The sequence below is a fragment of the Chitinophaga oryziterrae genome, from assembly GCF_009758125.1.
GTDB lineage: Bacteria > Bacteroidota > Bacteroidia > Chitinophagales > Chitinophagaceae > Chitinophaga > Chitinophaga oryziterrae.
Map to the genome: position 1 here is coordinate 96,398 of NZ_WRXO01000001.1, position 13,709 is coordinate 110,106.

Consider the following 13,709-nt stretch of genomic DNA (forward strand, 5'->3'; position numbering starts at 1 on the left):
CGGTTAACGCCCTGTGTTAATCGCTAATTAACCCCTTTGTTCACCCTGTGGGACGTCCTTTGTGCCCATTAAAAAAATTATACCCAAATGAAAAGATGGCTAAGCATCCTTGTACTTACATGTTGCTTTTTTAGCAGTTATGCGCAAACGCGCCTTGTAAAAGGCAGGGTGGTTGATGAAAGCGGACAGCCCGTTATCGGCGCTACCGTTAAAATACTGGGTACCGTGACTGGTACCGGTACAGATGAAAAGGGAAATTTTAATCTTACCAGCGGAGGTACCCCTACGCTGGTATTTAGTTCTGTCGGTTACAAGTCAGATACTATTATTGTAGCCGGAGAAGCATCCGTGAATGTTGTATTAAAGAACAATGTATCTGCTCTTAACGATGTGATCGTGGTAGGATATGGTACACAAAAGAAAGCGAACCTGACAGGCGCTGTTGCGCAGGTTTCAGGCAAAGAACTGGATAACCGGGCTATTCCCAACCTTAGCCAGGGTTTACAGGGGCTGCTTCCCAACCTGAACCTGGTAATGGGGGATGGTAAGCCTATTCAGTCGCCCGCTTATAACATCCGCGGAACTACTTCTATTGGTCAGGGTGGAAACGCCCTGGTAATTATAGACGGAGTGGAAGGAGATCCCAGCATGCTGAATCCGGCAGATATTGCTACCGTTACAATACTGAAGGATGCCTCTTCCGCTGCTATTTATGGTGCAAGAGGTGTTTTTGGGGTGGTGCTGATCACGACAAAAACGCCCGCCAAGGACAAGGTAACGGTCACTTACAGCTCTAATTATTCCATTAAGAGCCCTACTACAGTACCGGATATGGTCTCTAACGGTTACCAGTATGCATCTGGTTTTAATGAGGCATGGTCTGCATGGAATGATTATGCCCAGACTCCGCAGAACATCAACAAAACACAGAAGTTCTCCGCAGCTTACCTGGCGGCTCTGAAAGCACATAATGATGATCCTTCCCTGCCAAAGACAGCGCTGGATGCAAACGGTAATTATGTGTATTATGGTAATACCGACTGGTATCACCTTTTATATAAGAACCACACTACATCCACTAACCAGAACCTGTCTGTTTCAGGCAGCAGTGGCAAGGCCAGTTATTATATTACCGGCAGGTATAACGGACAGGACGGTTTGTTCCGCTATAACTCTGATGATTATAAGATGTATAATATGAGGGCCAAGGGTTCTATAGAGGTTACTCCCTGGTTGCAGATCTACGATAACGTGGAATATGCCAACAGGCAGTATCACAATCCCCTGAACACAGGTGAAGGTGGTGGTATCTGGAGGAATATGGCAGATGAGGCCCATCCTTCTTCTATGTTATTTAACCCTGATGGAACCCTTACCTATACGGCTGCGTATACTGTGGGTGACTTCTATTATGGCAAGAATGGTATTGATATGACCCGTCAGTTGTTCAAAAACACGGCAGGTTTTGCAGCTAAGATTTATAAAGACCAGCTGCGTTTGAAAGGGGATTTCACTTTCCAGATGCTGAGAGACGGTCAGAAACGTAAAAGAGTACAGGTGCCTTATAGTGCAGCTCCTGGTGTAACTGCTTATGTAGGAACCTCTACCAATGACCTGCAGATGAGAGACAGTACCAACAATTACCTGGCTACCAATCTTTATGCAGAATATGAGACTCATTTCGGCACTGCACATGCTTTCAAAGCAATGGCAGGTTTTAACTATGAGCAATCTACCTATAACGGGTATACTACTACCAGGAATGGATTGATCTTCAGTAATGCAGGTGACCTGAACCTGGCGTTGGGAAGTAATATCTCTACCGCCGGCGGATATGACAGATGGGCATTTATGGGAGAATTTTTCCGTCTGAACTATGGTTATAAAGACCGTTACTTACTGGAAGTAAATGGCCGTTATGACGGGTCTTCCAAGTTCCTGCCGAATGAGCGTTATACATTCTTCCCTTCAGTATCTGCTGCATGGAGAGTGTCTAAAGAGCCTTTCTGGAAAGTACCGGCCAGCGCTATCTCCGATGTGAAGGTCCGTGCTTCTTATGGTTCACTGGGTAATGGTAACATTAACTCTTATGCTTTCAGGGAACAGTTTGCTATTACACAATCCGGCCGTGTTATTAATGGTATCAGGCAGCAGCAAACCAGTCAGCCAGGCGTAATTCCGAATGGCCTTACCTGGGAAACTGCCACTACCCGTAACATAGGTTTGGATATAGCTGCGCTTAATGATCATTTAACTTTTACGGGAGACGCATATATCCGCAGAACAAATAACATGTTCACCGTAGGACAAACATTACCTGCTGTATTTGGTGCAGATGTACCAAAAGGTAACTATGCCGATCTTAAAACGGTAGGATGGGAAGCATCTGTCACCTGGAGAGATCAGTTTACGGTAGGCACAAAACCACTGCACTACAGTGTTACTGCATCAATGGCCGATTATCAGGCTACTATTACCCGTTATAATAATACAAATTCAAAACTCTCCGATTATTATGCCGGTATGAAGTACGGTGAGATATGGGGTTATGAAAATGATGGTTACTGGACTTCTGCAAATGTAGCAGGTGCGTCCAAAGCACAGGCATTATTCAAAGCATCCACCAGCGGACAATGGCTGCCAGGTGATATCAGGTTCAAAGACAGGGATGGGAACGGTGTGATCAACAACGGTGCTAATACACTGGCGGATCACGGAGATATGAAGATCATCGGTAACAGCACTCCACGTTATACTTATAGCATGAACCTGAATGCCGACTGGCATAACTTCTTCTTAGGCGCTTTCTTCCAGGGAGTAGCTAAGCAGGACTGGTGGCCAGGTGGCGAAGCAGATGCATTCTGGGGACAGTATAACAGGCCTTACAACTATATGCCTAAATCACAGATAGGTAAGATCTGGTCTGAACAGAATCCTAATTCCTACTTCCCCCGTTACCGTGGTTATGTAGCACAGAATGGTTCCGGAGAGTTGTATGCCAAACAAACCAAATACCTGCAGAATGCAGCTTATATCAGGATGAAGAATATCCAGATAGGTTATAATGTACCAAAGGCGCTGGTATCCAGGGCTAAATTATCTGCTGCCCGTTTTTATATCTCAGCAGAGAACCTGTGGTCATGGTCGCCTTTGTATAAAGTAACGAAGGACATTGATCCGGAAAGCATCGGCAGATCAGATGCCGTGCTGGAAACCAGCAACTTTGGTAATGGTAACAACTACCCGATTTTAAAGAGTGTGACCCTTGGTTTGAGTGCAACCTTTTAATGAAAAAATATAAACATACTATTATGCAACGATATATATTGGTGATGGTAGCGTTGTCGGTCCTGATACTGACAGGCTGCTCCAAGAACCTGGACCAGCAACCTAAATCAACAGCAGGTAATGCGGCTGTTTTTGGGAGCGAAGACGGACTGAAATTATATTCCAATTCGTTTTATGACGGGCTGCCCGGTATCAGTGACGTCTATAAAACAGATGCAATGGCAGATTATAGCGCTGTGAATTCCGTACCTGATTTTTTAAGAGCAGGCGCTTACAATTCACGCGTGAGTGATGGCTGGACATGGAGTACACTGCGCAATATCAATTATTTTATTGCCAACTGTAATAATCCGGCGATATCGGCTACAGTAAGGAATAATTACATCGGACTGGCACGTTTCTTCCGGGCATGGTTTTACTATGATAAAGTGAAACGTTTCGGGGATGTGCCCTGGATAGGTAAGCCTATTACAATTGATGATAATGCTACTTTGTATGCTGGGAGGGATTCCCGCACAGTAGTGATGGACTCTGTCATTGCAGACCTGAATTTCGCTATAGATAACATTACCCTCAAGACGGATGCCACCGGCAGCCAGATCACAAAATATGTAGCCTGCGGATTCAAATCGAGAGTATGTTTGTTTGAAGGTACTTTCAGGAAATACCAGGGTGTAGCCGGCGGCGCAGACACGCTGTTGCAACTGGCAGCAGATGCCGCGAAGAGAGTGATGGATGAAGGAGGATTTAGTCTGAATCAGGCAACCGGTACCAGCTTGTCTTACCGCCAGTTGTTTACAAGTGCAGCGCCTGTTACTTCGGAAATCATGCTGGCAAATGTAGCCAGCAGTACGCTGGCTGTATATAATGATGCCAACTGGTATTTCACCAGTGCCACATACGGTTCCCGTCTCAGCTTTACCAAAACGTTTATCAATACTTATTTGGATATTGACGGAACCCCATTTACCAGTAAAGCGGGTTATGATACCTTACCGTTCGTAAAAGAAACACAGGGCCGCGATAAACGCCTGCAGCAGACTATCCGTATGGGAAGCTATACAAGGACCGATAATGGAAAAGTTATTGCAGCTCCACCTGTATTTTCTTATACTTACACCGGGTATATGCCTATTAAGTGGAGTGTGGATGATACGTATTTTGATAACGGAACTACGAACGTTACTTCTGTCAGCCTGATGCGTTATGCAGAAATACTGCTGAACTATGCAGAAGCGATGGAAGAACTGGGTAAGCTGTCTGATGCCGATTGGACAAAAACAATTGGTGCGTTACGTGCACGGGCAGGTATTACCGGCGGAACTACAGCCAAACCAGCTGTTGCAGACAGTTACCTGCAGACGAATTATTTCCCGGGTATCACAGATGCTGCATTGCTGGAAATAAGAAGGGAGAGAGGTATAGAGCTGGCACTGGAAGGCTTCCGTTTTGCGGACCTGATCAGATGGAAACGTGGGGATTTACTGGCAGGATCATGGCATGGTATGTACGTACCGGCCCTGAATGTACCAATGGACCTGAACGGAGACGGGGTGTATGATGTATGTTTCTATCAGACCTTACCGGCAAACCAGGTAACAGGTGTTACGTATATCAATGTATCTTCCACTTTGAATGGTGTTACAAATCCTTTGCAGTTGTCTAACGGTACTTCCGGAGAAATTCACTGGCTGGATAATGTGGCAAAAGAATGGGCAGATTATAAATACCTGTACCCGATCCCATATACGGATTTACAACTGAATCCTAAACTGGGACAGAATCCGATTTGGCAATAATTAAATGATAGTTATATGAAAAGATGGATGTTTCTGATGGCTTGTTTTGCTTTACTGGTATATACTGCGGAGGCGCAGCAATTTACCGTGGGTACTTACAATATGCGCTATGATAATAAGGATGATGAAAAAGAAGGCAATGGCTGGAAACAGCGCTACCCGGTAATTGCAGGGCTGATCCGCTTTCATGGATTTGATATTTTTGGTACACAGGAAGGATTGCAAAATATGCTGGAAGATATCAAAGGCAGCTTACCCGGATTCTCCTATATCGGAGTAGGGCGTGATGATGGAAAAGATGCCGGTGAGCATTCCGCTATCTTTTACAATACTGAAAAGTTTAAGTTGCTGGAGAACGGGAATTTCTGGTTATCTGCTATCACAGACAAGCCCAATAAAGGCTGGGATGCAGTATTGCCAAGGATCTGTTCATGGGGTAAATTCCAGGAGATCAAAACAGGATTTACGTTTTATTTCTTCAACCTGCATATGGACCATGTAGGTGTAAAAGCCCGTGCTGAAAGCGCTAAGCTGGTATTGGAAAAAGTAAAGACAATGGCAGGTGATATACCGGCTATCTTAACCGGCGACTTTAACGTAGATCAGCATAATGAATCTTATGCATTGATCAATAACTCCGGTTTATTGAAAGACGCCTATGAAACAACTGCTTTCAGATACGCCACCAATGGTACGTTCAATGCCTTTAACACGAACGGTAAAACGGATAGCCGTATAGATCATATCTTTTTAACTAATCAGTTTAAGGTAGAGAAATACGGTATATTAACAGATACCTATCGTAATAAAGAAGGAAAGAGTGGTAATGCAAATACAGATAACTTCCCTAAAGAAGTATCTATGGAAAAATATACTGCGCGTGAACCTTCTGATCACTTTCCTGTAATGATTGTCGTAGATTATAAAAAATAAAGAGTACTGCTTTTCTTCATACAAGGCCTGCTGTAGTAATGTACAGCAGGCCTTGTGCTTCAGGTCATGCAGTATAAGTACTCATATCGGTAAATATTTGTGCCTTAGTAACAGTTGTAACATCATTTTGCGGAGTATTGATATACAGAGAGTTAATATACAATCATATTATTGTTATATATAATCATCCTGAAAATATAGTTTTCCGGAAATTGTTTGTATATATATTGTGTATATCTTGAATGTATTAGAATAACAATTGCGCTTTTACTTATACCTATGATACACTTACAAGACAACACTCTGTTAACAGCTATTATTGGATTGTTATTTTCTTTGATTGTTTTTCTCGTGACTAGTTATTTTTTTTCAAAGCGAGACAAAACGGAGTATCGTAAGAAGATAGAAACCGCTAACAATGAAATGTTATATTCTATCAGACCACTCTTAGTTGAAAAGAAAGTACCCTCAAAAGACATCCTGGTTGCCGTACGTTTTTCCACAGCAAAAAAGTATGGCGTAGAGCAACATGATCTGTATGATGAATTTTCGCTTACCAGCGATTTGATCAATGAAACAATAGCAAATGTGTTCTTAACGTCTGATGAGAAGATTGAATTCTGCAATTTATTGCAGGCAATCAAATAGCAGCACTGTTACAAACTATTTTACAATGAAGCCTTCTGAGCGATGTCTTGGAAGGTTTTTTTATTTAGTCTGTCAGCTTTGTTTTCATCATAATATTCATGAAAGCGGTAGCAGCCTGTTTAGCCAGTGGATGTGCGCAGTTCATCATAATTACATAGGCTCTTTTCTCTGTACTGTCTATCATTGCGTAGGTGAAAAAAGTACCTGCGGAACCAGTGTGAAAGGAGACTGATTTTTCTCCTATCAGTCCATTACTCCATCCCATGGAGTAATCTTTAATACCAAAATGCATGAACTTATAGGTGCTTGATTTCAACTCATTGTCCTGTCCTAACAATCCATTCAAATGCAGCTGTATAAATTTAGCGTAATCTGTTACAGGCATACTAAGATCTGAGCCCGGTTGAATGAAGCTTATTTTATAGGGATTATCCGGTGTCAGTGCTTTGATCCTGTTATCTTCTATCCAGTGTCCGTAAGGCTGTGTGGTATCATGGTTTGAATTAGGCCAGCCGAATTTGAATTGCATGCCTAACTGATCTCCGATGATATCTTTTACCAGTGCTTCCCAGGACTGACCGCTTACTTTTTCCAGCATGCTGGCCGCGAGGGTATAATCAGCATTGGAATAGTGGTATGAGCCTATAGGGCCCAAAGGGGTGCTTCTGAGAATATGCTGTGCAAACTCTTTTCTTTGCTGTTCTTTTTCTCCTTCAAAAGCGGGAAGGATGGCAAATTCTGCTCCGTCTGTATAAGCGGGAATGCCAGCCTGGTGGGATAAAAGATTTTGCAGGGTGATATCTTCGTAAGCCTGATTAGACATGGATAACCAGGTAGGGAAGATGTCGAAGAAACGGGTATCCCAGTTGATCTTTTTCTCTTCTACAAGGATAGCTGCTATAAAAGAAGTGATTGCTTTTGTGTTGGAGCCAAGATGAAAGTAGTCGCGGATATCGGACTGTGTTCTTGTATTGGGATCATCTATCCTGTGGTGGCCGCCTGTATGTAGTTCGAGGATACCGGTAGGACCAATGATAGCGTAACTCATTTCGGGGATACCGTTTTTTATCCTGATGCTATCTGCTACTTTCGTCAGTATCTGGGCATGGGTAGTATTCATTACATAGCCCGCCATGACTAATAACCACCATTTTTTCATAGATAAAGGGTATAATCGTTTTTCTAATAGGAATAACTGTCCATCACGTAGTTAGGAGCGACCAGTATAAAGATCTGGCCTGTAGACAAATATAATTAAATAAGGATATATTAACTGTTATATTCTGCCAATCTTTGTAAAAGGGGGAGGAATGCTTCTATTAATACCAGTTCTTCGGCAGAGAACAGGTGATCCATGGCTTTTACCAGCCATTCTTCTTTTATGCGGCGGGTTTCGTAGAGGTGTTGTGTCCCTTTTTCTGTAAGGGAGATCACGAGTTTGCGGCGGTCTGTTTCGTCGGGTACGCGGTCTACACAGCCAGCTTCCGCCAGTCGGTTCACGATCTGGGAGATCGCCTGGGCAGAGATCCTTTCCATTTCGGCCAGTTCTGAAGGCAGCAGTTTACCGTGCTGGTCCAGCAGTCCCATAGTGAGCAGTTCTGCATTGGAAAAGTCCGATAAGATGTTTTGCTTTCGCAACTGCCGGATAAGACGGGTGACAGTGCTTCGTAGAGAGGCTGCTACCTCATAAGTATTTGTGGACATATAGATTTAGACAATATTAGCAAAGTTACTTTACATTTATTTAACTAATAAAATTAATTTTCTCCCTGTCTATTATCTGCAAAATCCCTAACTTTGTAAAGTTACTTTACTAATTTACTTTACGGCAATGTTAATCTTTCGTTCACTTAAATATTATAACTTTCGTTTACATTTCATAGGACAATCAATCTCTCTTATCGGAACCTGGATGCAAAGAGTTGCCATCAGCTGGTTGGTGTACCGGCTTACCGGATCGGCTTTATTACTTGGGTTAGTGACTTTTCTTAGTTTAATTCCCTCTCTTGTATTGTCCCCTTTTGCCGGTAGCTTTATAGACAGACACAACAAGTTCCGGGTGGTTAAGATTACCCAGATAGCGTTGATGTTGCAGGCTGGAGCGTTGGCGGCCATGGTATGGCTGAACCGCTATGATATTACCCTGATCGCTATTCTAAGCCTTGTACAGGGTGTAATCAGTGCTTTTGATACAACGGCAAGGCAGTCGTTAATGGTAGACCTGGTAGATGATCATGATGATCTCCCTAATGCGATTGCGCTGAACTCATCTGTGTTTAACGCGGCCCGGCTGGTAGGTCCTGCCTTTGCCGGGATTATACTGAGCTCTTTTGGTGAAGATGTCTGTTTCCTGATTAACTTCTTAAGTTTCATTGCTGTAATATGCTGTCTGATGATGATGAAGCTGAACATCACCGTGGCGGCAAAGTCAGAGGAGAATATCTGGATAGATCTGCGCAAAGGATATGATTATCTGAAAGAATCTCCCGATCTGCTTTCCCTGATATTGGTATTAGGAGCGTCCAGTTTAATGGTGATACCTTTCACAACGATGCTGCCTGTATTTGCCAAGGATGTTTTTCATGGAGATGCTACTACTTTCAGCTGGTTTGAAAGTGCTGCCGGTTTTGGAGCGTTGATTGGCGCGGTGTATATGGCAATGCTCCGGCCAGGTAAAGATCTGAATACGCTTACGATCGTTTCAGGAACTATTTTCGCTGTTTCATTGATCGCGTTATCCATATCCTCTACTTTATTCCTGGCGCTGGTATCTACTGCTATTACAGGTATTGGCCTGATGGTACAGAACTCTGCGATCAATACTTACATACAGATGCATGCGTCTTCAGAAATGCGTGCAAGAGCATTGAGTTATTACATCATGGCTTATCAGGGTATATTGCCTATAGGTAGTTTACTGATAGGTTTTCTGGCGCATTATCTTGGTGTAAATATGGTAGTATTCGGAGAAGGTATTGCCGGTATCCTGATCGTCTTTGTATTTATGGTGTACCAGAAACATATTCATCATAACAGTTGGAAGAGATATTTGATCATCCCGGTAAGGCGCAAGTACTTCCGTTAGGGGAATTATCTATGGCGCGAAGCATATATGGGAATATAAGTTCAATTTTAACTTTACAATAATTATTCTTTCCTTGACCACACACTGCATGTATACTTCATAAATTGGGGTTCATAAAACCCATCTATATGAAACCCACTGGAAAACTCCTGTTAGTGCTGTGTGCAGCAGCCATTTTCGCATCATGTAAAAAAGATGCTGTCACAACCCCTGTTAATGAGCAAATTACGAGGAAAGCTACTTCAGAATTAACAACTACTTTATCTGAAACCTTCGAGTCCGGCACTAAAACGGCGTACGCTTCCGCCAGTGTAACCCTTGGCAGCGGCAGCTGGACACTGAACGATGCGCTGATTGGCAATCTGTCTACAGACCTTAAAAACGGCACTCAATCTGCCAGGATCCGTAACACCGGTACTCTGAACATGAATTTTGACGCTACCGGCGGAGCGACTACCATCACCATTTCTCATGGTGTGTTCGGTAGTGACGGCAGCAGTACCTGGCAGTTATGGATCTCTACCAACAGCGGGTCTTCGTATACCCAGGTTGGCAGTACGGTTACTTCATCTGCTACTTCCCTGTCAACAGCTACTTTTACAGTTGCTGTAACCGGTAGTTATCGTTTATCCATCCGCAAGATCAGTGGCGGTACCAACAGGATCAACATTGATGATATCACGGTTACTACAGGTACCGGCACTGGTGGAGGTGGCGGTACGACCGGCGATAACAGTAACCTGCTGATGGGGAATCCCAGTAATGCAACCACCTCTGTTGTACTGGTTACTAATTACCTGATGGACAAAACTTACTACACTTCTTCTTACAACAGTACACGTGGTACGCCTAACTGGGTAAGCTGGCACATTAATTCTTCTGATATTGGCAGTACTGCCCGTCAGGATGATTTCCGCGCAGATGTTACGCTGCCTTCCGGCTGGTATGAAGTAGGATCTACTTCTTATTCCGGTTCAGGATTCGACAGAGGGCATAATTGTCCGTCCGGCGACCGCACTGCTTCTGTAGCAGCCAACAGCGCTACTTTCCTGATGGATAACATGATCCCGCAGGCGCCGGTGAATAATCAGCAAACCTGGGCGAATATGGAAAATTATATCAGAACACTGGTAACTGCCGGTAATGAGGTATATGTTGTGATGGGAAGTTATGGTACGGGTGGAACAGGTTCCAGTGGTGCTGCCAATACCATTGATGGGGGGCATGTAACAGTACCTTCTAATATCTGGAAAGTGGTAGTGGTGATTCCGGATGGTAACGGTGACTTAGCCCGTGTAACGACCTCTACCCGTGTAATAGCGGTGAACACCCCTAATATTAATACAACCAATAGCGACTGGAAAACTTATCGTACATCAGTAGATGCAATAGAATCTGCTACCGGGTATGATATTTTGTCTGCATTACCAACAAGTGTGCAGTCGGTCGTAGAAGCTACGGTTGATAATCAGTAATTAATGACGGTACCGGCGGTACTGCATAAATCGCCGGTACTGATCTATCTTACCAGGGTTAAAACGCCCTGTTGTTTCGTGTCTTGTTTTTTGTTATCCAGGTAGGTTACTGTCCAGAGGTAAGTGTTGGCAGGCGCCTGTAAGCTGCCATGTGTACCATCCCATCCTTTAGTAGGGTCATGGCTTTCAAATACCAGGTGTCCCCACCGGTCATAAATCAGCATATGAAATTGGGAGATATCGTCCTGTATCTTTACCCGGAATATATCATTCAATCCATCTCCGTTAGGGCTAAATGCTGAAGGGACAAAGATGGAACAATAGCGCCACTCCTTTTTTACGGTAATAATCCCTTCCACATAATCTCCTTTACTATCTGTAATACGGCAATTGTATTTAGCCGCTTCCAGGTGTTTTATGACACTGTCTGACTGTACGATATACCCTGGGATACTGTAAGTGTAGGGTGGTTTGCCCCCGCTTGCGGACATGATTATCTGTCCGTCTTTTGATTCACTGCACCTGATATTGATGGAAACAAGGTTTACCAGCATGAGTGGGATGGTATCTTCAATGTCTTTGGCAAATAAGTCGTCCGTACGACTAATTTTCTGAGCGTCGCTGACCTGGTGAATGATGGTTAAACAACTGAATATCAGTAGTAAGAGAAAACTCAGTCTGACATTTGTTAGATCAATAAATCGGGCACAATTGAATTGGTTCAATGGTACCTGGCTGGTCTTTCTCTTCATAGGATAATGGGTTTCAATAAAAATCGGTTCGATGGCTTCAGCTAACCCATAGCTGCTGACAAAACCAGACAAATATATAACACTTCAACAAGTGATATTATTATTTAATATCAATAATTATTATATAGGTATTAGAAAGATTAATAAGGTTTTTGCGTAATGGGTTCACAATCATTTATTAGTATATCCAGGGGATTATTATTACTCAGAGGGTACTCAAAAAAGGCTGGCTCCGTAAGGGCCAGCCTTTTCATTTTAGTTCAGCGGGGGCATCATATGTGTGCTGATAGCGATCCTGTTCCATGCATTGATTGAAATAATGGCCATAATTACCAGTGCGGTATATTTTTCGCCTAACAGTTCAACTGCTTTATTGTATGTTTCACTCGCTACATGATGTTGTATGAGTGTGGTTTCTTCTGTCAATGCCAGTATGGCCTGTTCTTCTTCTGTAAAGAAGGGCGTTTCTCTCCATGCGTTGAGGGCATAAATGCGTTGTTCTGTTTCGCCTGCTTTGCGTGCCTCTTTGGTATGCATGTCAATACAGAAAGCACAGCCATTGATCTGTGATGCCCTTATTTTAATCAGGTCTTTATGGGTAGCTGTTAATTCGCTTTTTGAAAGAAATTCTTCTAACGGATATAAGGCTTTATAGCCATCCGGGATTACTTCTTTTAGTTTCATTCTGTTGTCCATATCATTGAATTTTAAACAAAGTTCTATGGATGCGGAGGAAAAAAACTTAATCATGATTAAGAAAATTTATATTTACTCATCAGATGGAAAAATTACATACGATAAATAGACTATCCGCGCTCAGACAGAAAGATAAATTCTCTGCTCCGGAATGGGAGAAGAGAGGGCTGAGTCCTTCAGGAGCAGAATGTTGTCTGCAATTGGATATGCAGTTTAATGATACGCTGGATGCTTTAATCACAGCGGTAGAGAACAATGCTTCTTCCAGGCAGTTGAAGTCGTTATTATCTCAGCATTTATCAGCATTCGATAAGTCGGAATACGATACAGAAGAAAGAGAGTTTATTGCGGATACTTTTCACAAGCTTTCTACGATCGTTGATGTGGATATTAAATATGCACTTAACAGTTGGATGTACGGTATTGTATTAGGTACGCTGATAAAGATCAGTACATTGTTTAAGCGTCCCAGGAAAGTAATAGAAACGTTATCTCAGGAATGCAGTAATTGTAAAACGGCGCTGGATACTTTTATACTGGAGAGGGGAAATGAGATTCCCGATTTATGCTGGGATATTATTCAGTGTGATAGTTGTAATGAGTTTAATTTACTCAATAAGGGGCCGCATATACGACAACTGAGATTTGGTAATTACAGATGGGTGGAACAGTTGAGTAAAGATGAGTTTAATGAAGAGCAGGCGATCGTGAGATTAGAACAGATTAAATACTTCCGCAAAAAATAAATTTTGAATATTAAATCTTTCGCTTACCTTCGCGCCCTTATTGCGAGGTAGAGCAGAGGTAGCTCGTCGGGCTCATAACCCGAAGGTCAGAGGTTCGAATCCCCTCCTCGCTACAGAATTAAAAAGGCTTTCAGACGTAACGTCTGAAAGCTTTTTTAATTTCGTCAAATATAGGTGCAACATTTTGAGCCATTCTTTTGGATCAGGTGAAATTCCAATGTTCTATCGCCAATATTTGGATGACGTTTATCTATTTCTCAGCGATAAGGGTTTCAGGTTTTCGCCAT

General features: G+C 42.9%; 11 protein-coding genes and 1 tRNA gene. 8 read left to right on the forward strand and 4 right to left on the reverse strand.

The window, feature by feature from the left end:
- Window positions 1-87: 87 nt before the first annotated feature.
- From GO495_RS00415 to GO495_RS00430, 4 genes are all read left to right on the forward strand, one after another.
- Complete coding sequence (locus tag GO495_RS00415) at window positions 88-3,288, forward strand: SusC/RagA family TonB-linked outer membrane protein (protein ID WP_157297736.1); 3,201 nt, start codon at window positions 88-90, stop codon at window positions 3,286-3,288.
- 23 nt (window positions 3,289-3,311) lie between these two features.
- On the forward strand, window positions 3,312-5,087 hold the full coding sequence (locus GO495_RS00420) for a RagB/SusD family nutrient uptake outer membrane protein (protein ID WP_157297737.1): 1,776 nt from the start codon (window positions 3,312-3,314) through the stop codon (window positions 5,085-5,087).
- A 15-nt stretch (window positions 5,088-5,102) separates the two neighbouring features.
- The gene (locus GO495_RS00425; protein ID WP_157297738.1) at window positions 5,103-6,020 is read left to right on the forward strand and encodes an endonuclease/exonuclease/phosphatase family protein; all 918 of its coding nucleotides are present in this window, start codon (window positions 5,103-5,105) and stop codon (window positions 6,018-6,020) included.
- A 423-nt stretch (window positions 6,021-6,443) separates the two neighbouring features.
- Window positions 6,444-6,668 carry a hypothetical protein gene (locus GO495_RS00430; RefSeq protein ID WP_157297739.1) on the forward strand — a complete coding sequence of 75 codons (225 nt, stop codon included), beginning with the start codon at window positions 6,444-6,446 and terminating at the stop codon, window positions 6,666-6,668.
- 64 nt (window positions 6,669-6,732) lie between these two features.
- On the opposite strand, the gene GO495_RS00435 is transcribed toward GO495_RS00430, so the two are convergent.
- Together GO495_RS00435 and GO495_RS00440 are read right to left on the reverse strand one after the other, a co-directional pair.
- On the reverse strand, window positions 6,733-7,827 hold the full coding sequence (locus GO495_RS00435; RefSeq protein ID WP_157297740.1) for a serine hydrolase domain-containing protein: 1,095 nt from the start codon (window positions 7,825-7,827) through the stop codon (window positions 6,733-6,735).
- A 110-nt stretch (window positions 7,828-7,937) separates the two neighbouring features.
- Window positions 7,938-8,372, reverse strand: a complete 435-nt coding sequence (locus GO495_RS00440) for a MarR family winged helix-turn-helix transcriptional regulator (protein ID WP_157297741.1) — start codon at window positions 8,370-8,372, stop codon at window positions 7,938-7,940.
- Between the two features lie 127 nt (window positions 8,373-8,499).
- Between GO495_RS00440 and GO495_RS00445 the strand changes: the two genes are divergently transcribed.
- Both GO495_RS00445 and GO495_RS00450 read left to right on the forward strand, forming a co-directional pair.
- Window positions 8,500-9,753, forward strand: a complete 1,254-nt coding sequence (locus GO495_RS00445) for an MFS transporter (protein ID WP_157297742.1) — start codon at window positions 8,500-8,502, stop codon at window positions 9,751-9,753.
- A 128-nt stretch (window positions 9,754-9,881) separates the two neighbouring features.
- Complete coding sequence (locus GO495_RS00450; protein ID WP_157297743.1) at window positions 9,882-11,228, forward strand: DNA/RNA non-specific endonuclease; 1,347 nt, start codon at window positions 9,882-9,884, stop codon at window positions 11,226-11,228.
- A gap of 44 nt (window positions 11,229-11,272) precedes the next feature.
- Here GO495_RS00450 and GO495_RS00455 read toward each other — a convergent pair whose 3' ends face one another.
- Window positions 11,273-11,980 (reverse strand): T9SS type B sorting domain-containing protein, encoded by a 708-nt coding sequence (locus tag GO495_RS00455; RefSeq protein ID WP_205691184.1) that lies wholly within the window; start codon window positions 11,978-11,980, stop codon window positions 11,273-11,275.
- 255 nt (window positions 11,981-12,235) lie between these two features.
- Complete coding sequence (locus GO495_RS00460) at window positions 12,236-12,676, reverse strand: carboxymuconolactone decarboxylase family protein (protein ID WP_157297744.1); 441 nt, start codon at window positions 12,674-12,676, stop codon at window positions 12,236-12,238.
- Between the two features lie 83 nt (window positions 12,677-12,759).
- Here GO495_RS00460 and GO495_RS00465 point away from each other — a divergent pair, with 83 nt between their 5' ends.
- Both GO495_RS00465 and GO495_RS00470 read left to right on the forward strand, forming a co-directional pair.
- The gene (locus GO495_RS00465; protein ID WP_157297745.1) at window positions 12,760-13,422 is read left to right on the forward strand and encodes a DUF4844 domain-containing protein; all 663 of its coding nucleotides are present in this window, start codon (window positions 12,760-12,762) and stop codon (window positions 13,420-13,422) included.
- A 41-nt stretch (window positions 13,423-13,463) separates the two neighbouring features.
- Window positions 13,464-13,535 (forward strand) — tRNA-Met (locus GO495_RS00470).
- Window positions 13,536-13,709 lie beyond the last annotated feature (174 nt).